The following is an 18,598-nucleotide window of genomic DNA, read 5'->3' as shown; positions in this document are numbered from 1 at the left end:
CACGTCAACTGTGTGCGTGCAAGGGCGCGCCCACCGCCATGAGCAGCGCTTCCCCCAGGGCTTCGCCCTGTGTCGGATGGGCATGGACGAGCCGTGCCGCATCCGTCGCCGGTACGCCGAGCTGAGTGAGCAGCTGGGCTTCACCGATGAGCTCGCCGACGTGTTCGCCGACGAGATGTACTCCGAGCACCCGATCGTCGGGCGCGAGGACGAGCTTCACCAGACCCGATGCGGCGAGGATCTGAGATCGCCCGTTGCCTGCGAGGTCGTAGGTGACCGTTCGGACGTCGCCGCCGTACTCCACCGTGGCCGCGGCCTCGGACAGGCCGACCGAAGCGATCTCCGGCTGGGAGTACGTGACGCGGGGGACGCCGTCGTCATCGACGGGAGTCGGGTTCGTGCCCGCGATCTCTTCGGCGACGAAGACGCCGTGGGCGAACCCACGATGTGCGAGCTGAGGACCGCGAACCAGGTCGCCGACCGCGAACACCGAGTCGATGCTCGTCCGTAGGCGGTCGTCGGTGACGACGAAGCCCGCGGAATCGATCTCGATGCCGGATTCGACGAGGCTCCCGCTGACCGGCGCACGACCGACCGCGATGAGCAGGACGTCCGCCGCGATGGTCGAGTCGTCGTCGAGAGCGACCTCGACACCCGCGTCCGAACTTGTGACGCCGGTCATCATGGTACCGGTCCGCATGACGATCTTCCGGCGTTTGAACGCCCGCTGCAGACGAGCCGCGAGCTCCGGGTCCTCGGCGGGGACGAGGCGGTCGGCCGCCTCGACGATCGTCACCTCGGCTCCCATCGACGACCACATGCTGGCGAATTCGACGCCGATGACGCCACCGCCGAGGATGATCGCGCTGTCGGGGATCCGGTCGAGGTCGAGCGCTTGATCGCTGGTCAGAACCGTGGAGCTCAACGCGAACGCCTGCGGCACGACCGGAGCCGCGCCGGTGGCGAGGACGATGTGCTCGCCGCGGACGGCATCGCCGTCGACCATGACCGTGTGCCCGTCGACGAGTGTGCCGTATCCCTTGACGACCGTGATGCCGTTGACGCCGACGAGACCGGCGAGACCTCGATGCAGGCGAGAGACGATGGCGTTCTTGTACTTCTGGACGGCGGCGACGTCGATGCCGGTGAACTCGGCTCCGATGCCGAGCTTGCCCGCGGTGCGGACCGTCTCGGCCACCTCGCCCGCATGCAGGAGCGCCTTCGTCGGGATGCATCCACGGTGCAGGCATGTCCCGCCGAGTTCGTCGGCTTCGACGAGCGTCACCGTCAATCCGAGGCCTGCGGCGCGCAGCGCGGCCGCGTAGCCGCCGGAACCGCCGCCCAGGATCACCAGGTCGTTTTCGTAGTCAGTCATGGTCGGTCCTTGGGGAAGATGTCGTCGATGAGCGTCATCGCGTCATCGGGGTCGCCGGAGGGGGTGATCTCGAAGGTCATCGGACCGTCCCATCCGCGTTCGGTGATGACCGACTGCAGGTAGCGGAAGTCGATCTCGCCCTTGCCCGGCTCGCACCGTCCGGGGACGCCCGCGATGTCGATACGGCCCCACTGGTCCCACCCTGCGATCAGGGTGTCGACGAGACGACCCGCGGTGAGCTGCTGATGATAGGTGTCGAAGACGCCGCGCACCTCGGCACGGCCGACCTCCCGCGCGACGGCCGCGACCGCCCCCGCGTCGCTCCACAGGTATCCGGGCAGGTACACCGAGTTCAGATGCTCCAGCATCAGCTGGACACCGGCCTCACGCGCCATGTCGGCCGCCTTGGACAGGTTCTCCACGGCCGTGCCCCACGCGGTGACGCGCGGCGCGGGGACCGCTTTGACGATTCCGCCGGGGAGGATGGCGTTGGAGAACACGTGCAGCTGACGGGCGCCGACCTCGTGAGCGGCCTCCAGGTTGCGGGCGATCTCGTCGAGAGCGGCGGAGCCGCCGTCCGGGTCGGCGAGACCGTTGTCCCGGTTGCCGAAGAAGCCGTTGATGCCGATGCCGTTGTCCGCACACGCCTCGGCGAGTTCCGGGAGGTCGCTGGTCCGGCGGTCCCAGAGGTCGACGAGGTCGAAGCCTGCCCGTGCGGCGGCGACGGCACGCTCGGGGAACGGTCGATCGCGCCAGATCAGCTCGATCGAGATGGCGCGGGTCACCACAGCGTGTCCGCGATGTCGAAGTTGAGGTGCTTGGTCTCGGTGAACTCCTCGATCCCGGTGACGCCCTGCTGGCGGCCCAGACCAGACTTCTTGAAACCGCCGACCTCGGCTTCGGCGTAGAAGTGATGGTAGGTGTTGATCCACACCGAGCCTGCGCTGACCGCCCGGCCCATGCGCCATGCGCGATTCAGATCGCTCGTCCAGATTCCCGCGGCGAGACCGAACTCGCTGTCCTCGGCGATCTCGACGGCCTCGGCCTCATCGGCGAATCGCTGCACGACGAGCACGGGTCCGAAGATCTCCTCCTGAACGACCGGCGAGTCGGACGCGAGGTCGCCGATGACGATGGGGGCGACGTAGCACGAGGTGTCGGGAGCGTCTGCGGGGACGGTGGCCTCGGCGATGACGGTGCCCGCGTCGCGGCCCATCTCGGCGTACTCGGTGACCGACTTCTGCTGCGACTTCGACACGACGGGCGCCATGGTGGTGGCCGGGTCGAGCGGGTCGCCGATGCGGAACGCCTCGACGCGCTCGGTGAGGCGAGCCATGAACGTGTCGTAGATCGAGTCCTCGACGAGGAGGCGGCTGCCCGCGGTGCAGATCTGGCCGCTGGTGGAGAACGCGGCGTTCAGCGCGCCGTCGAGCGCCTTGTCCAGGTCGGCGTCGGCGAAGACGATGTTCGGCGACTTGCCGCCGAGTTCCAGCGACACCTTGCGGAGGTCGTCCGCGGCGCGCTTCATCACGTTGATGCCGGTGCTCGACTCGCCGGTGAAAGCGATCATGTCGACGCCGGGATTGGTGACGACGGCGTCGCCGACGATGCCGCCGGAACCGAGGACGCAGGAGACGATCCCGGCAGGCAGCTCGGGGTCGGCCGCCAGCGGCGCGAGTCCTTCGACGGTGATCGCGGGAGTCACGCTGGCAGGTTTGACGACGACGGCGTTGCCCGCGGCGAGGGCGGGTGCGATCGCCCGGATCATCAGCAGGAGCGGCCAGTTCCAGGGCGTGATGACGCCCACGACCCCGATCGGTTCGCGCAGAATGACGGCGTGGGCGTTGTCGCCGAGCGCCATCGCGCGGCCGTACAGCATCCGAGCGGCGCCCGCGTAGTACTCGACCATCTCCGCTGAGGACAGCACCTCGGTGCGGGCTTCGCCGATGGTCTTGCCCTGCTCGCGGGTGAGCAGTTCGGCGAGGAAGTCGACGTTGTCGCGCAAGCCCTGGGCGTAGCGGTTGAGGACGCGGGCGCGGCGGGCGCCGTCGTTGCGCCACGGCGTCGACGCCATCGCCTCATGCGCTGCGGCGACCACCTGGTCGACCTCGGCGTTGGTCGTCGACACCGACAGGGTCGCGACGACCTCGCCGGTGGTGGGGTCGATGCTGTCGAGGGTGCCGTTGCCGGTGACGCAGAACGTCTGGTCGGCCGTCGGGAGGTTGAGCGTGGTCCAGGGTCCACGGGTGAAGGCGGTGGTCATGGTGTCTCTCCTGAGGGTGTTCTCGAATGAGTCAGAGGGTGGGGCGGTGCGTGGTCACGTCGGTGCGTGCCACCACCCGTCCGCGGTGGATCACGGTGCGGGCCTCGGTGCCGGAGGCGATCGCCTCGACCACGGATCCGGCGCGGACGGCGAGGAGTTCGGCGGGGGCGCCGACCTCGACCCGGTCGATGACCGGTGCGCCGATCGCGTCGCGGGCCGCACCGGTCACGGCGTGGACCGCCTCGTCGGGAAGGAGGTGTCCGGCGGCGACGAGGAGGGCCGCCGTCTCGAGCGGATCGATCCGACCGAGCGGGTTGAACATGTCGCGCCAGTTGTCGCTGCCGCCGGCGACCGCGACACCGGCGTCGAGCAACGGCCGGAGCGGCGGCAGTCCACGCGGTGTGAGCGTCGGGTGCTCCCGTGCCTGCAGACCGAGGTTGGTCTGCGGCAGCGTGACGACGGCGATGCCGACGTCGGCGAGACGTCGAGCGACGTCGACGACCTCGGCGAGGTCGCGTCGGCCGAGGCTGACGCAGTGCGACGCGGTGGCTCGGCCGCCGAGACCCAACCGCTCGACCTCCCCCATGAACGTCTCGAGGGTGCGGCTGCCCGCGTCGAGCGTCTCGTCGAGGTGCAGGTCGATCGGCAGACCGGCGTCGGCGGCCCGTTCGGCGAGGATCCGGACCGCGCCGTGCGGGTCGACGTCGAGGGCGGGCGCACCGCCGACCGCGTGAGCACCCGCTTCTATCGCCTCGTCGAGGAGACGGCGACGCTGCGCGCCCTCGTCGCCGGTGACCGGCGCGGACACGAGTGCGACCACGGTCAGGTCGACGTCGCTGCGCGACCGGCCGAGCTTCACCAGTTCGCCGACCCCGGTGACGCCGACGAGCGGGTCGACGTCGGCGTGGGTGCGGATGGCGGTGAAGCCCCTGGCGACGGCGATGTCGACGGCACGGCGGGCCCGGTCGGCGACGTCGTCGGCGGACAGCGTCGGGTACACGCTGATCAGCGCTTCGATGGCGCCGCCGAGGTCGCCGGTCAGGTTGGCCGCCCGGTCGGCGAGGAACGCCTTGTCCAGGTGGGCGTGGGGTTCGGCGGCCGCGGGCATCAGCACGTGGCCGGACAGGTCGACGCGTTGCGGCGACCGCTGCGAGTCGGTCGGGAACCTCCCGGCCGGGGCGACGTCGCTGATGACGCCGTCGATGATCAGCACATCGTGCCGATCGGTGCTCCCCGAGATGTGTGCGCCAGTGAGCAGGAGCGCGTCGTCGTTGGTCACGACAGTCCTTTCATCGCCGGATCGCGGGTGCGATCACCGATGGCCGAGTGACGGGGCGGGCCAGGCCATGAGTTCGAGGAGGACACCGAAACCGGTCCACACGAAGGCATTCGTGAGGCCGGGTGTGACCCCGGACTCGAAGGTGACGGGTTCGCCGACGACGGTGACGCCGTCGACGGCCCGCAGCTTCTCCAGTGCGGCCGGGACGTCCGGGACGTCGACGCCGAGGTGGGCGGCGCCGACCCGGTCGGGGCGGCGGGCGTCGGCGACGTCGACGATTCCCGAGCCGTCCCCGTCCCACCATTGGACGAGTTCCACCTGTCGCCCCGCGATCGACAGCATCGCGAGGGCGAAGCTTCCGCCTGCGGCGCCGAGGCGACGTGGGGCCGCTTCGGTGTCGTCGACGAAACGTTCCATGCGGAACGTCAGCTCCGCACCCAGGCGGGTGGTGAAGAACTCGACGGCGACGTCGAGGTCTGTCACCACCACCCCGAGGTGATCGACACGAAACGTCACAGTGACGCCTTCGCCGGGGCGAGTCCGAGTTCGTCGAGGAGACGACCCGATTCCAGGATGTCCTTGACGGTTCCCAGGTAGCGGGCGGCATCGGCGCCGTCGACGAGCCGGTGATCGTAGGTCAGGCACAAGTACGCGCAGTCGCGGACCGCGATCGTCTCCGAGTCGATCTCGCCGATCGCCATGACGCGGCGCTCCACGGCTCCGGTGGCGAGGATGCCGACCTCCGGTGCGTTGAGGATGGGAGTGTCGAGGATCGACCCGCGCGAGCCGGTGTTGGTGAGCGTGAACGTGCCGCCCTCCAGGTCGGCGGGCTTGAGACCGCGACCGCGGGCCTTGCCTGCCAGTTCGGTTATCGCACCGGCCAGGCCGACGACGTCGAGGTCCTGCGCCGACTTGATGTTCGGCACGAGGAGACCGGCCTCGGTGTCGACGGCGACGCCGAGATTGACCTCGGGGTGCGTCGTCCGAGTGCCCGCGTCGACGTCGATCGCCGAATTGAGCAGCGGGTGCTCGGCCAGGGCGAGGGTCGCGGCGCGGGCGATCACCGCGAACGGCGACAGCGAGACGCCGTGGCGCTCCTTGAACGTCGCGCCGTGCGCGCGGCGCGCGTCCATGACGTCGGTGACGTCGACCTCGACCACCGAGGTGAGCTGTGCGGTCGTCGACAGCGAGGCGTGCATGCGCTGGGCGATGATCGCGCGGATTCGGGTGAGCCGCGTGGTCTGTTCAGTCATGGGTCGACGTCTCAGGATGCCTGGTAGGCGGCCGCGTCGGCGGCGTCGTCGGCGATGACCACTACCGCGGTGCCGCAGGCGACGGTGTCGCCTTCCGCGGCGAGCAGTGCCGCGATGACTCCCGCGGCGGGCGACTCGAAGTCGACGTCGATCTTGTCGGTGGCGACTTGGCCGAGGACGGTGCCCTCCTCGACCTCGTCGCCGACGGCGACGGCCCACTCGGCGATGATGCCCTCTTCCATGGTGATGCCCCACTGCGGCATCGGGTATTCGGTTGCCATGCTGTTTCGCTCCTTGGTTGGTTGAATCGGGTGGTGATCGGTCGGTCAGCGGACGAGCGCGCGGATCTCGTCGACGATCCGCTCCTTGCCGGGGATGACCTCGCGTTCGAGGACCGGCGCGTACGGAATCGGCGAGTTGCGGTTGCCGATGCGCAGGATCGGGGCCTTGAGCAGGTCGTGGCATTCCGATGCGGCCCAGGCCGCGATCTCGGCGCCCATGCCGCCGCGCTGCACGGCCTCGTGGGCGATGACGAGTCGTCCGGTCTTGGCGATCGACTCGCGCAGGCCGTCGTAGTCGAACGGAACGAGCGTGCGTGGGTCCCAGACCTCGAGCGAGATGCCTTCGTCGGCGAGTTCTTCGGCCGCGGCGAGACTGTCGTGCATCGTCTTCAGGTAGGAGACGACGGTGACGTCGGTGCCCTCACGGTGCACGCGCCCCTTGCCGAACGGGATGGGCTCGACTTCGACGACCTCGCCCGCCGGGCCGCCGCGGCCTCCGTACACCTGCTTGTGCTCGAAGAAGATGACCGGGTCGGGGTCGCGGATGGCCTGCTTCATCAGGCCCTTGGTGTCTTCGGGGGTGCCGGGAGCGACCACCTTGAGACCCGGTACGTGCAGGAACCACGACTCGAGGCTCTGCGAATGCTGCGCCGCGGTGGAGCCCGCGGTGCCGGTGACCATGCGGACGACCATCGGGACCGACAGCTTGCCACCGGTCATGTAGTGCAGCTTGGCCGCCTGGTTGACGATCATGTCCATGGCGAGCGTGACGAAGTCGCCGAACATGATCTCGGCGATCGGGCGAGCGCCGACCATGGCGGCGCCGACGGCCGCGCCGACGATCGCCTCCTCGGAGATCGGGGTGTCCCACAGTTGGTCGGCGCCGAACTGGTCCCACAGTCCCTTGGTGACGCCGAAGACGCCGCCGGGCTCGCCGACGTCCTCGCCGATGAGGATGACGTTGGGGTCGCGTTCCATCTCTTCGGCGATGGCCTGCCGGACTGCGTCGGCATTGGTGAATCGAGTCATCGCAGCATCGCTCCTTCGTAGTCGTTGACGTAGATGTCGGTGAGGGCGTCGGACGGCTCGGGGAACGGCTGCTCCTCGGCCCACGCCGCCGCACGTTTGAGCTCCTCGGCGACCTCGGTCTTGAGATTGTCGATCTCGTCCGCGGAGACGCCCCAGCGGTCGGTGAGGACCGCGGCGAACAGGTCGATCGGGTCGCGACCCATCCAGTGGGCGACCTCGTCCTTCGGACGGTAGCGAGCCATGTCGCCCTCGAAGTGGCCCCGATGACGGTAGGTCTTCGCCTCGATGAGGGTCGGGCCGCCGCCGGTGCGTGCGAGTTCGACGGCCTCGGCGGTCACCTGCTGGACCGCGAGCACATCGTTGCCGTCGACGACGACGCCGGGCATCACGTAGCTCGCCGCGCGGTCGGCGACGTCGGTGACGAGCTGGTGCTTGTCCTGGCGGGTGAATTCGCCGTACAGGTTGTTCTCGCAGATGAACAGCACGGGCAGCTTCCACAGTGCGGCCAGGTTCATCGACTCGTGGAACGCGCCCTCGTTCGACGCGCCGTCGCCGAAGAAGGTGACGGCGACATAGCCGTCGCCCGCACGCTTGAGCTGCAGTGCGGCTCCGGTCGCCAGCGGGATGCCGCCGGCGACGATGCCGTTGGCCCCGAGGAAGCCGAGCTCGGTGTCGATCATGTGCAGGGAGCCGCCCTTGCCGCGGTTGTAGCCGGTCACTCGCGCGAAGAGCTCGGCGTACATCTTGGCCGGGTCGGCGCCGCGGCCGAGGATGTGACCGTGGCCGCGGTGCGCGCTCGTGAGGACGTCACCGTCGCCGAGCGCGGCGCAGACGCCGACCGCGACGGCTTCCTGGCCGATGTACGGGTGCAGGAAGCCCGGTATCAGTCCCTTGGCGCGCAGGCGAGCCGCCAGCTCCTCGAATTTGCGAATCCGCACCATGCGAGCCATCAGCTCCAGCGCCTCCTCGCGGGTCACAGCATCTGCCATGTTCACTCCTGAGTTCCTGCGGATCGGTCCCTCATCGGATGGATCGATCCGCACCAGTTCGGACATCCGGTATGTTGTCATACCTGTAATCCATCACACAAGTGGTGGTCGAATGTGACCTAGGAGTAACCATGACGTCAGCACGAGATCCCCAGCGCAAACTGCTGCGACTCGAAGTCCGGAACTCGCAGACCCCGATCGAGACGAAGCCGGACTGGATCAGGGCACGCGCGAAGACCGGGCCCGAGTTCCTCGCCATCAACGACCTCGTCCGGAGCGAACAACTCCGCACGGTGTGCCAGGAAGCCCTGTGCCCCAACATCTTCGAGTGCTGGGAAGACCGGGAGGCCACCTTCCTCATCGGCGGCGAACAGTGCACCCGACGCTGCGACTTCTGCAACATCGACACCGGTCGACCCGCGGCCCTCGACACCGACGAACCCCGACGAGTCGCCGAATCGGTCGCCACGATGGGGCTCCGGTACGCCACCGTCACCGGAGTCGCCCGCGACGACCTCGACGACGGCGGCTCCTGGCTGTGGGCCGAGACCGTACGCCAGATCCGTCGGTCCTGCCCGGACACGGGCGTCGAGCTGCTCATCCCCGACTTCAACCGTCGGGCCGACCTGCTCGACGAGGTCTTCGAGACCCGCCCGAGCGTCCTGGCCCACAACGTCGAGACCGTGCCGCGCATCTTCAAGAAGATCCGCCCGGCGTTCACGTACGAACGGTCGCTCGGCGTCATCTCCGACGCGCGCGACGCCGGACTGATCACCAAGTCGAACCTGATCCTCGGCATGGGAGAGACCGACGACGAGATCGACGAAGCCCTCCGCGATCTACACGACGCCGGCTGCGACCTCGTCACCATCACCCAGTACCTTCGTCCGTCGCCGCGTCACCATCCGGTTGACCGGTGGGTGAAGCCGGAGAGGTTCGTGCACTGGAGCAGGCGCGCCGAAGAGATCGGCTTCCTCGGCGTCATGTCGGGACCGCTGGTGCGGTCCTCGTACCGCGCCGGACGCCTGTACCAGTCGGCCGTCGCCGCCCGTCAGGACGCGTGACCGGCGCGCGATCGAGGTCGGCGGACCTTCCTTCCGTGGTGTAATCCGTGCCACAGTGGACAGGTGCCGACCGCCCTGCCACACCGTGACGTGATCGCCGCCTCCTGGCGGCGAGTCCAGTCGTCGGGACTGCTCCCCGACGACCGACCCGAGCCCGTCCTGTCGGACATCGCGGCCGCCGATCCCCTGCTCGACGCCGCGCGACCGGTACTCGCTCGCGCGGCCGAAGTGCTCAGCGGAACGTCGACGGCGCTGCTGCTCGTCGACAGCCAGAGCCGGATGGTGGCCCGCGTGTCGTCGGATTCGACGCTCGAACGGCGCCTGGAGGACATCGGGGCGATCGACGGCGCGTCGTTCCACGAGGAGGCGATGGGCACCACGGCGCTCGGCACCACGGCCGAAGTCCGCGGCGACGTCGTCATCAACAGCGGTGAGCACTATCTGGAGCAGTTCCGCTCCCTGAGCTGCTTCGGCAGACCAATCATCCACCCGGCGACCCGTCGCGTGGCAGGCATCATCTGCATGACGGAGGTCGCCGACCGGATCAACCCGCTGTCGGTCCCACTCGTGCGCGGACTGGTCGACGATATCGCCGACCGACTCCTCAGCCGTTCACACGCCGAGCACCGCACGGTGATCGCCGCATTCGAGCAGGCCTCGGCTCGCCGCGACTACGCGGTCGCCGCCGTCGGCGACGACCTCCAGCTCACCAACGCCCTGGCCGCGGGCCTGCTCGCCCCGGCCGACTTCGGAACCCTCCGTCTCCTGCTCCACGATCGCCTCATGCCGTCGACGATCACCCTCGTCTCCGGTGCGGTGGCGCAGATTGCGATCGACCGGATTCCGGGCGTCGCGCACGCGGCCGTGTTCCGCCTGCGCCCCGAGGTCGGATCGGCGACCGCCGTGCCGTTGACGGTGCCGGTCGCAGTCGGCGCGACCACCGCGGTCTGCGGCGAGCCGGGGACGGGCCGTTCGACGCGAGCTCGCGCGTGCCTGCCCGACGATCGGGCGACGATCGTCGACGTCGCCGCGGCCATCCTCGACGGCTCCCCGGTCGATGTGACAGCGGTCCTGCGTCAGGCTCGGCTGTCGGGCGACGGGGTGCTCTTCGACGGCGCGGACCTTCTCGACGAGAGGTCCCTGCGGCTGATGCACTCGGCCGTGGCGTCGAACAACCCGTCCGATCCCCCGATCATCGTCGTCACCGGTCCCCCGGAATCACTCGCCCCGACTGTCGCCGCGTTGACGGCGTGCTGCGGGCGGCGAATCGTTCTGCCTCCGCTCCGCGACCGACCCACGGAACTCGCGGCACTCGGGCAGGAAGCTCTCGCCAGAATCGACCCGCGCCTCGATCTCGGGTCCGACGCCGCCGATGCTCTGGTGTGCCAGGAATGGCCGGGGAATCTCACCGAACTGACCAACGTCCTCCGCCGTGCGGCCGACGCGTCGGCCGCACGGGGCTCACGCACGGTCGGTTCGATCGACCTGCCCGTCGACTACCAGGCGTCGACGCGAGCATCCAAGTTGATGGGACTCGAGCAGGCCGAACGTCAGGCGATCGTGGCGGCACTGTCCACCGCGGAAGGCAACAAGAGCACAGCGGCCAAGGCTCTCGGCATCAGTCGGACCACGTTGTACGCCCGCATCCGGGCCCTCGGAATCACCGGCTGACCTGCTCGGACAGTCGCCACCCGCCGCCGGAGGAGGGCCTGTCCAGTTGGAGTGTTCAGTTTCCGTACACGGCGGGTCCGCGGCCCCGTGCGAGAAATGATGTGCGTCACAGTGGCGCGCTTCACATACTCTCGCCAGGAGGTCTCCGATGACCACGACCACGATTCCGGGACTGCTTCCCGCCGTCGCCGACTTCGTCTCCACTGACCGCAAGATGCTGATCGGCGGCCAGTGGGTCGATGCGGCATCAGGACGCACGTTCGCCACCAACGACCCGGCCACCGGCCGCGTCATCACCAACGTCGCGCAGGGCGAGGCAGCCGACATCGACCGTGCCGTCGCGGCCGCCCGCGCAGCGTACGAGGGCCCGTGGTCGCGGATGAAGCCGAACGAGCGGGAACGTCTCATCTGGCGAGTCGGCGACATCCTCTCCGAGCGAGCCGAGATCTTCGGTCAGCTCGAGGCGCTCGACAACGGGAAGTCGGTCGCCATCGCCACCGCGGTCGACGTCGGATGGTCGGCGGACGTCTGGCGGTACAACGCCGGTCTCGCCACCAAGATCACCGGCTCGTCGGTCACACCGTCGATGCCGTTCGCTCCCGACCAGCAGTTCCACGCCTACACCCGACGAGAGTCGATCGGCGTCTGCGGCCAGATCATCCCCTGGAACTTCCCCATCCTGATGGCGACGTGGAAGCTCGCACCCGCCCTCGCCGCGGGCAACACCGTTGTGCTCAAGCCCGCCGAGCAGACTCCGCTCAGCGCACTGATGCTCGGCGAGGTGTTCGAGGAGGCCGGATTCCCGCCCGGCGTCGTCAACATCGTGCCCGGCTTCGGCGACGCGGGCGCCGCGCTGTCCGCGCACATGGACGTCGACAAGGTCGCGTTCACCGGTTCCACCGAGGTCGGAAAGAAGATCGTTCACGCCGCCACCGGGAACCTCAAGAAGGTGACCCTCGAACTCGGCGGCAAGAGCCCGAACATCGTCTACAACGACGCCGATCTCGACGCAGCCGTCGCCGGTTCGGTGGCCGCGTGGATGTTCAACCACGGCCAGTGCTGCGTGGCGGGCACCCGCATGTTCGTGCAGCGCGACATCTTCGACGACTTCACGCAGGCCGTCGCGAACGCCGCATCGCAGGCGAAGATCGGCCCGGGACTCGACCCGACCACCGAGCTCGGACCGCTGGTGTCGCAGGAACAGTTCGATCGGGTGAGCGGCTACATCCAGCAGGGTCTAGCCGACGGCGCCCGCGCGCTGACCGGCGGCGGCCGATGGGGCGATGAGGGCTACTTCGTCGAGCCCACCGTGTTCGTCGACGTGAAGCCCGAGTTCTCGATCGTCGAAGAGGAGATCTTCGGCCCGGTTGTGGTCGCGCTCCCGTTCGACGACGAAGAGGACGTCGCTCGCGCCGCCAATGACTCGATCTACGGTCTCGCCGCGGGCATCTGGACCAAGGACGTCTCGAAGGCCCACCGCACGGCCGCGAAGCTGCAGGCCGGTTCGGTCTGGGTGAACCAGTACAACGGCTTCGACACCGCTCTGCCGTTCGGCGGATTCAAGCAGTCCGGCTGGGGCCGCGAACTCGGCGACTCCGCCGTCGATCACTACACGCAGACCAAGTCCGTCAACATCGCGCTCTGACCCCAACCCCACCACCACGTAAGGACACCCCATGAAGACCAAGGCAGCAGTACTCCTCGAAGCGGGCAAGCCGTTCGAGATCATGGAACTCGAACTCGACGGCCCCGGTCCGGGCGAAGTGCTGATCAAGTACACGGCCGCGGGCCTGTGCCACTCCGACCTGCACCTCACCGACGGCGACCTCCCGCCCCGCTACCCGATCGTCGGAGGTCACGAGGGCTCCGGAATCATCCAGGAGGTCGGTCCCGGCGTGACGAAGGTCAAGGCGGGCGACCACGTGGTGTGCAGCTTCATCCCGAACTGCGGCACCTGCCGCTACTGTTCGACGGGCCGCCAGAACCTCTGTGACATGGGCGCCACCATCCTGGAGGGATCGATGCCCGACGGCACGTTCCGGTTCCACGGCGACGGCGTCGACTTCGGAGCGATGTGCATGCTGGGCACCTTCTCCGAGTACGCGACGATCTCGCAGCACTCGGTGGTCAAGGTGGACGACTGGCTTCCGCTGGAGACCGCAGTCCTGGTCGGCTGCGGCGTCCCGTCCGGGTGGGGCACCGCGGTCAACGCGGGCAACCTGCGCGCGGGCGACACCGCCGTGATCTACGGCATCGGCGGCCTCGGCATCAACGCCGTTCAGGGCGCCGTCGCGGCAGGCTGCAAGTACGTCGTCGCCGTCGACCCGATTTCGATGAAGCGGGACCAGGCGCTCAAGTTCGGCGCGACCCATGCGTTCGCGACCGCGGAGGAGGCGCAGGAGAAGGTCACCGAGCTCACGTGGGGTCAGGGCGCCGACGCCGCGCTGATCCTCGTCGGCACCGTCGACGTGCCGGTGGTTCAGGCCGCGACCGCGGTGATCGGCAAGGGCGGACGAGTCGTGATCACCGGTCTGGCCGACCCGACCAAGCTCACCGTCCAGGTGTCGGGCACCGACCTGACCCTGAATCAGAAGACGATCATGGGTTCGCTGTTCGGTTCGATGAACCCGCAGTACGACATCGTCCGCCTGCTTCGTCTGTACGACGCGGGCGAGCTCAAGCTCGACGAGCTGGTCACCAAGCGCTACTCACTCGAAGACGTCAACCAGGGATACGAGGACCTTCGCAACGGTCTGAACGTCCGCGGCGTCATCGACCACGCCCAGTAGATCTCCGCCGTGCGACCCAGGGGGAACGCGGCCGTCACCGCAACGCGGCGCGGAGCTGTTCGCTCCACGTCGCGACCACCTGGGCTCGGCGGACAGAGTCGTCCGTGAGCGTGTCGGCGAGCCCGAGTCCGCGTGCGAGGTCGAGTGTGGCCTGAGCGAGACGATGCGACAGGGGCTGCGATCCGTCCGGGTCCAACCCGTTGCGGGTCATCCGGTAGGCGGCGCGCGCGAACTTCGCCTCCAGCGGGGTTATCTGTTCGCGGAGCACCTCGTCGGACGCGGCGGCCGCCCACACCTGCAGGGCGGCCTTGAACTCGCGGCCGGTGTAGATCTCGACCGCCCGCCCGACCACGATGTCGATGCGTTCGGGCCCGTCCGGCAGGGCCTCGCGGGTGTCGGCCATCGCGATGAGTTCGGTGAACATCTGCTCCAGGGCCGCGGTGATCAACGCTTCCCGCGTCGGGAAGTGATGCTGGGCGGCACCGCGGGACACCCCGGCCTCCTCGGCGACACGAGCCACGGTCGCGGCAGCCCACCCGTGGACCGCCAGGATGTCCAGGGTCGACGCCAGGAGCCGCTCCCGGGTGATCCGGGAGCGGTCCTGCTGGGGTGCGCGGACCGGCTGGTTCACTGCGCGCTCGTGTCCCACGGGGCACGGCTCTTCGACAGGAAGGCCGTCATCCCCTCACGCGCCTCGTCGGACGCGAACAGCGCCGCCGACTCGGCTGCCCTGTCCCGCGCCTGCCGGTCGAACGACGCGAGGAGCGCCGCCGTGGTCAGTCTCTTGGACGCCGCAAGGCCCTGCGGCGACGCCTTGCGGATCCCCTCGCAAACCGACCGCAGTTCGGCTACGACGTCGTCGGCCGCGGCGAGGGCCTTGCTGACCAGCCCGAACGACTCCGCCTGCGCGGGAGTGAACGTCTCCCCCGTCAGGAAGTAGCGGCCAGACGCCCGCGCGGTGAGCTTCGGCAGCAGGACGATCGAGATCATCGACGGGGCCAGTCCGAGTCGCGACTCGGTGAGCGCGAATGTGGCGCCCGGTCCGGCGATCGCGATGTCGGCCGCGCCGAGCAGACCGAAACCACCCGCTCGGACGTGCCCGTCGGCGACCACGATCACCGGCTTCGGCATCTCCATCATCGCCCGCATCACGCCGATCATCGCCTCGGCGCCCTCCGCGGTCGCCTCCTCCGGCGACAGTCCCCTGCCGAGCGCTTCGCGGAGGTCGCCGCCCGCGCAGAACGTCCCGCCCGTGTGGGTCAGTACGACGGCGCGGACCGTGTCGTCGGATGCCGCATGGGCCAACGCCGCCCGCAACTGGGCGACCAGCACCGAACTGAGCGCGTTGCGGTTGGCCGGCGAATCGAGCGTCACGGTGGCGATCGCGGCGTCGACCTCCGTCCGCACGAGGGTGTCGGTCATGTCAGTACGACTTCGGGAGGCCGAGGCACGTCTGCGAGACGAAGTTGAGGATCATCTCGCGGCTGACCGGGGCGATCCGCATGAGACGCGACAGCGGCAGCATGGCGGCCATGCCGTACTCGACGGTGAGCCCGTTGCCGCCGAGCGTCTGCACGGCCTGATCGACGATCTTCGCCGCCGCCTCGCCCGCCGCGTACTTCGCCATGTTGGCCGGGACGGCCGCACCCCAATCGTCGCCCGCGTCGTACAGGGTCGCGGCCTTCTGCATCATCAGCTTCGCCATCTCGAGTTCGATCTTGCCCTGCGCCAACGGATGCGCGACGGCCTGGTGGGCGCCGATCGGCGTCTTCCACACGGTGCGCTGATTGGCGTACTCGACGGCCTTCTCGAGGGCGAAGCGACCCATGCCGACGGCCGACGCCGACGCCATGATCCGCTCCGGGTTGAGGCCGGCGAACAGCTGCGACAGCGCCGCGTCCTCCGAGCCGACCAGCGCGTCGGCGGGCAGACGGACGTCGTCGAGAAACAGGGTGAACTGCTTCTCGGGGTTGATGATGTCCATCTCGATGACCTGGGCCTCGAAGCCCTCGGCGTCGGTCGGCACGATGAACAGGGCGGGCTTGAGCCGTCCCGTCTTCGAGTCCTCGGTACGGGCCACGATGAGGACGGCCTGCGCCTGGTCGACACCGGAGATGAACACCTTGCGGCCGGTCAGCAGCCATTCGTCGCCGTCGCGGCGTGCGGTGGTGGTGATCTGGTGCGAGTTGGACCCGGCGTCGGGTTCGGTGATCCCGAACGCCATGGTGATCGACCCGTCGGCGAGGCCGGGGATCCAGCGCTGCTTCTGCTCATCGGTGCCGAAGCGGGCGATGATGTTGCCGCAGATCGCGGGCGAGACGACCATCATCAGCAGGCCGGAACCGCCCGCGGCGAGCTCCTCCATGACGATCGCGAGTTCGTACATGCCTGCCCCGCCGCCGCCGTACTCCTCGGGGAGATTGACGCCGATGAAGCCGAGCTTGCCCGCCTCCTCCCACAGTTCGTCGGTCTTGCGACCCTCGCGCGCGCAGTCGGTGAAGTACTCCTGTCCGTACTTCTTGACCAGCGCGGCGACGGACTCCCGCAGCGCGGCGCGTTCTTCGGTCTCGACAAAGCTCATTCGTTCGTTCCTTCTTCTTCGGAGGAGATGACGGCGAGCACGTCGCCGACGGACAGTTGACGGCCGACCTCGACGGCCAGGACCGACACGACGCCGTCGGCAGGCGCACTGATGGTGTGCTCCATCTTCATGGCCTCGAGCCACAGGAGCGGTTGGCCGGCGACCACGCGGTCGCCTTCGCCGACGGCCACGCGGATCACCGAGCCGGGCATCGGCGCGAGCAGCGAACCGGGGCGTTCCTGAGCGGCCGGATCGATGTACCGGGGCACTCGGGTCAGCGACACCGCCGCGCCCGGCCAGTCGACGTGCACCGCCGAACCGTCGACGGTCACCGTGTACCGGCGGGTGACGCCCGCGGTCTGCAGGACCACCTCGCCCGCGGACACCGATACGACGGACGTGCCGTCCAGGTCGGGCAGGTCGACGCCGGAACGCTCGATCCGGTACCGGGCGACGATCTCGTCACCCCCAGCGGTGACGTAGCTCTTGGTCTGGTGGCCGGACGCGATGTTGCGCCAGCCGGACGGCAGCGAGCCGAGCCTGCGGGCCGACGACCGGTTGGCCGCCGACTGCGCGAGGGCCGCCGCGACGGCGGCGACGCGGACGTCGTCGTCGGATGCCAGCGGCGCCGCGAGAACGTCGAGGCCGACGGTGTCCAGATAGGCCGTGTCCGTGTCGCCGGACAGGAACGTCGCGTCCCGAAGGGTGTTGACGAGCATGTCCCGGTTCGTGACGAGGCCGTGGATCGTGGCATCGGCGAGCGCCCGAGCGAGCATGGCCGCCGCACGGTCACGGGTCGGCGCCCACGAGATGACCTTGGCGAGCATCGGGTCGTAGAACGTGGAGATCTCACTGCCGTCGGCGATGCCGGAGTCGACGCGCACGCCCGGCCGCGACAGCAGACCGAACCGAGTATCGGCGGGCAGGTGGATCGTGGTGATCGTGCCCGACTGCGGCTGCCAATCGTTCGCCGGGTCCTCCGCGTAGAGACGGACCTCGATGGAGTGGCCCGATGTGGTCGGCTCCTGTGCGGGCAGCGCCTCCCCCTCGGCGACGCGGATCTGCCATTCGACGAGGTCGGTGCCGGTGGTCAGCTCGGTGACCGGGTGCTCCACCTGAAGCCGCGTGTTCGTCTCCAGGAAATAGAATTTCGCATTCCGGCTGCTGTCATCGGACCCGCTCGCTGCGCTCCCGGCGTCCACGAGGAACTCCACCGTGCCCGCACCTCGGTAGCCGATCGATTCGACGGCGGTGCGGGCCGCGGCGTACAAACGCTCGCGCATGTCGCCGCCGATGCGCTCGACGAGCGGCGCGGGCGCCTCCTCCACCACTTTCTGGTGACGACGCTGAATGGAGCATTCACGCTCACCGACCGCCCAGACGGTGCCGTGTGCGTCGGCCATCACCTGGACCTCGATGTGATGCCCACGCTCGATGTACGGCTCGCAGAACACCGTCGGGTCGCCGAACGCCGATTCGGCTTCCCGTCGTGCGCCCGCGACCTGGTCGGCGAGTTCGGACAGGTCGCGGACCACGCGCATACCGCGGCCGCCGCCGCCTGCCGAGGCCTTGATGAGCAGGGGAAGATCATCGGCGGTGACGTTCTCGGGGTCGATGTCGGTCAGGACGGGCACTCCCGCGGCCGCCATCAGCTCCTTGGCGTTGACCTTGGAACCCATCGCGGTGATCGCGCCCGCGGGCGGACCGATCCAGGTGAGCCCGGCGGCGACGACGGCGTCGGCGAATTCGGCGTTCTCCGACAGGAAGCCGTACCCCGGGTGGATGGCGTCGGCGCCCGCGGCCTGTGCGGCGGCGATGATCTTCTCACCCCGCAGGTACGTCTCGGCAGACGTCGAACCCGGCAGGTGAACGGCGGCGTCGGCCTGCCGGACGTGCGGGGCGTCGGCGTCCGGGTCGGAGTAGACGGCCACCGTCCGCAGGCCGAGGGCCTTGGCGGTGGTGAACACGCGGCAGGCGATCTCGCCGCGGTTGGCGACCAGGACTGAGGTGATCGGGTTGCTCAT

General features: G+C 69.1%; 17 protein-coding genes. 4 read left to right on the top strand and 13 right to left on the bottom strand.

The window, feature by feature from the left end:
• Positions 1 to 4: 4 nt before the first annotated feature.
• The 9 genes from lpdA to GYB83_RS01345 are packed head-to-tail and all read right to left on the bottom strand — an operon-like array spanning position 5 to position 8,469.
• On the bottom strand, positions 5 to 1,375 hold the full coding sequence (gene lpdA, locus GYB83_RS01385) for a dihydrolipoyl dehydrogenase (RefSeq protein ID WP_161893779.1): 1,371 nt from the start codon (positions 1,373 to 1,375) through the stop codon (positions 5 to 7).
• Entirely contained in the window at positions 1,372 to 2,160 is a 789-nt protein-coding gene (locus GYB83_RS01380; RefSeq protein ID WP_161893778.1) for a TIM barrel protein, read from the bottom strand. The genes lpdA and GYB83_RS01380 overlap by 4 nt, the downstream gene beginning before the upstream one ends.
• On the bottom strand, positions 2,157 to 3,638 hold the full coding sequence (locus GYB83_RS01375) for an aldehyde dehydrogenase family protein (protein ID WP_161893777.1): 1,482 nt from the start codon (positions 3,636 to 3,638) through the stop codon (positions 2,157 to 2,159). The genes GYB83_RS01380 and GYB83_RS01375 overlap by 4 nt, the downstream gene beginning before the upstream one ends.
• 31 nt (positions 3,639 to 3,669) lie before the next feature.
• Entirely contained in the window at positions 3,670 to 4,917 is a 1,248-nt protein-coding gene (locus GYB83_RS01370) for an amidohydrolase family protein (protein ID WP_161893776.1), read from the bottom strand.
• 33 nt (positions 4,918 to 4,950) lie between these two features.
• A complete protein-coding gene (locus tag GYB83_RS01365) occupies positions 4,951 to 5,433 on the bottom strand; it encodes a VOC family protein (RefSeq protein ID WP_161893775.1) in 483 nt (160 codons plus the stop codon).
• The gene (locus GYB83_RS01360; protein WP_161893774.1) at positions 5,430 to 6,170 is read right to left on the bottom strand and encodes a 2-oxo acid dehydrogenase subunit E2; all 741 of its coding nucleotides are present in this window, start codon (positions 6,168 to 6,170) and stop codon (positions 5,430 to 5,432) included. Before GYB83_RS01360 ends, GYB83_RS01365 begins: the two co-directional genes overlap by 4 nt.
• 11 nt (positions 6,171 to 6,181) lie before the next feature.
• Positions 6,182 to 6,451 (bottom strand): biotin/lipoyl-containing protein, encoded by a 270-nt coding sequence (locus GYB83_RS01355; protein ID WP_161893773.1) that lies wholly within the window; start codon positions 6,449 to 6,451, stop codon positions 6,182 to 6,184.
• A 45-nt stretch (positions 6,452 to 6,496) separates the two neighbouring features.
• Complete coding sequence (locus GYB83_RS01350; RefSeq protein ID WP_161893772.1) at positions 6,497 to 7,480, bottom strand: alpha-ketoacid dehydrogenase subunit beta; 984 nt, start codon at positions 7,478 to 7,480, stop codon at positions 6,497 to 6,499.
• Positions 7,477 to 8,469 carry a thiamine pyrophosphate-dependent dehydrogenase E1 component subunit alpha gene (locus GYB83_RS01345; protein WP_161893771.1) on the bottom strand — a complete coding sequence of 331 codons (993 nt, stop codon included), beginning with the start codon at positions 8,467 to 8,469 and terminating at the stop codon, positions 7,477 to 7,479. The genes GYB83_RS01350 and GYB83_RS01345 overlap by 4 nt, the downstream gene beginning before the upstream one ends.
• Before the next feature lie 131 nt (positions 8,470 to 8,600).
• Here GYB83_RS01345 and lipA point away from each other — a divergent pair, with 131 nt between their 5' ends.
• The 4 genes from lipA (at position 8,601) to GYB83_RS01325 (ending at position 13,993) form a co-directional block, all read left to right on the top strand.
• Positions 8,601 to 9,533 (top strand): lipoyl synthase, encoded by a 933-nt coding sequence (gene lipA, locus GYB83_RS01340; RefSeq protein ID WP_161893770.1) that lies wholly within the window; start codon positions 8,601 to 8,603, stop codon positions 9,531 to 9,533.
• Between the two features lie 63 nt (positions 9,534 to 9,596).
• Entirely contained in the window at positions 9,597 to 11,204 is a 1,608-nt protein-coding gene (locus GYB83_RS01335; RefSeq protein ID WP_161893769.1) for a helix-turn-helix domain-containing protein, read from the top strand.
• A 148-nt stretch (positions 11,205 to 11,352) separates the two neighbouring features.
• On the top strand, positions 11,353 to 12,849 hold the full coding sequence (locus tag GYB83_RS01330; RefSeq protein WP_161893768.1) for an aldehyde dehydrogenase family protein: 1,497 nt from the start codon (positions 11,353 to 11,355) through the stop codon (positions 12,847 to 12,849).
• A 31-nt stretch (positions 12,850 to 12,880) separates the two neighbouring features.
• The gene (locus GYB83_RS01325; RefSeq protein WP_161893767.1) at positions 12,881 to 13,993 is read left to right on the top strand and encodes an NDMA-dependent alcohol dehydrogenase; all 1,113 of its coding nucleotides are present in this window, start codon (positions 12,881 to 12,883) and stop codon (positions 13,991 to 13,993) included.
• Positions 13,994 to 14,027: 34 nt separating this feature from the next.
• Here the strand turns inward: GYB83_RS01325 and GYB83_RS01320 are convergent, their stop codons facing one another.
• The 4 genes from GYB83_RS01320 to GYB83_RS01305 are packed head-to-tail and all read right to left on the bottom strand — an operon-like array spanning position 14,028 to position 18,598.
• Positions 14,028 to 14,624 carry a TetR/AcrR family transcriptional regulator gene (locus GYB83_RS01320; RefSeq protein ID WP_161893766.1) on the bottom strand — a complete coding sequence of 199 codons (597 nt, stop codon included), beginning with the start codon at positions 14,622 to 14,624 and terminating at the stop codon, positions 14,028 to 14,030.
• Positions 14,621 to 15,415, bottom strand: coding sequence for an enoyl-CoA hydratase family protein (locus GYB83_RS01315; protein ID WP_161893765.1), 795 nt, complete (start codon positions 15,413 to 15,415; stop codon positions 14,621 to 14,623). The genes GYB83_RS01320 and GYB83_RS01315 overlap by 4 nt, the downstream gene beginning before the upstream one ends.
• Position 15,416: 1 nt before the next feature.
• A complete protein-coding gene (locus tag GYB83_RS01310) occupies positions 15,417 to 16,574 on the bottom strand; it encodes an acyl-CoA dehydrogenase family protein (protein WP_161893764.1) in 1,158 nt (385 codons plus the stop codon).
• Complete coding sequence (locus GYB83_RS01305) at positions 16,571 to 18,598, bottom strand: acetyl/propionyl/methylcrotonyl-CoA carboxylase subunit alpha (RefSeq protein ID WP_161893763.1); 2,028 nt, start codon at positions 18,596 to 18,598, stop codon at positions 16,571 to 16,573. The genes GYB83_RS01310 and GYB83_RS01305 overlap by 4 nt, the downstream gene beginning before the upstream one ends.

This window comes from Gordonia spumicola (assembly GCF_009932475.1).
Taxonomy (GTDB): Bacteria; Actinomycetota; Actinomycetes; order Mycobacteriales; family Mycobacteriaceae; genus Gordonia; species Gordonia spumicola.
The sequence above is the reverse complement of the archived record's forward strand: the minus strand, read 5'-3'. Positions and strand labels throughout refer to the sequence as shown.

What these genes read in the sequence shown, in the direction of transcription:
- lpdA (WP_161893779.1), bottom strand. Translation starts at nt 1,375, where the DNA reads ATGACTGACTACGAAAACGACCTGGTGATCCTGGGCGGCGGTTCCGGC.
- GYB83_RS01375 (WP_161893777.1), bottom strand. Translation starts at nt 3,638, where the DNA reads ATGACCACCGCCTTCACCCGTGGACCCTGGACCACGCTCAACCTCCCG.
- GYB83_RS01360 (WP_161893774.1), bottom strand. Translation starts at nt 6,170, where the DNA reads ATGACTGAACAGACCACGCGGCTCACCCGAATCCGCGCGATCATCGCC.
- GYB83_RS01355 (WP_161893773.1), bottom strand. Translation starts at nt 6,451, where the DNA reads ATGGCAACCGAATACCCGATGCCGCAGTGGGGCATCACCATGGAAGAG.
- GYB83_RS01350 (WP_161893772.1), bottom strand. Translation starts at nt 7,480, where the DNA reads ATGACTCGATTCACCAATGCCGACGCAGTCCGGCAGGCCATCGCCGAA.
- GYB83_RS01345 (WP_161893771.1), bottom strand. Translation starts at nt 8,469, where the DNA reads ATGGCAGATGCTGTGACCCGCGAGGAGGCGCTGGAGCTGATGGCTCGC.
- lipA (WP_161893770.1), top strand. Translation starts at nt 8,601, where the DNA reads ATGACGTCAGCACGAGATCCCCAGCGCAAACTGCTGCGACTCGAAGTC.
- GYB83_RS01330 (WP_161893768.1), top strand. Translation starts at nt 11,353, where the DNA reads ATGACCACGACCACGATTCCGGGACTGCTTCCCGCCGTCGCCGACTTC.
- GYB83_RS01325 (WP_161893767.1), top strand. Translation starts at nt 12,881, where the DNA reads ATGAAGACCAAGGCAGCAGTACTCCTCGAAGCGGGCAAGCCGTTCGAG.
- GYB83_RS01315 (WP_161893765.1), bottom strand. Translation starts at nt 15,415, where the DNA reads ATGACCGACACCCTCGTGCGGACGGAGGTCGACGCCGCGATCGCCACC.
- GYB83_RS01310 (WP_161893764.1), bottom strand. Translation starts at nt 16,574, where the DNA reads ATGAGCTTTGTCGAGACCGAAGAACGCGCCGCGCTGCGGGAGTCCGTC.
- GYB83_RS01305 (WP_161893763.1), bottom strand. Translation starts at nt 18,598, where the DNA reads ATGAGCAACCCGATCACCTCAGTCCTGGTCGCCAACCGCGGCGAGATC.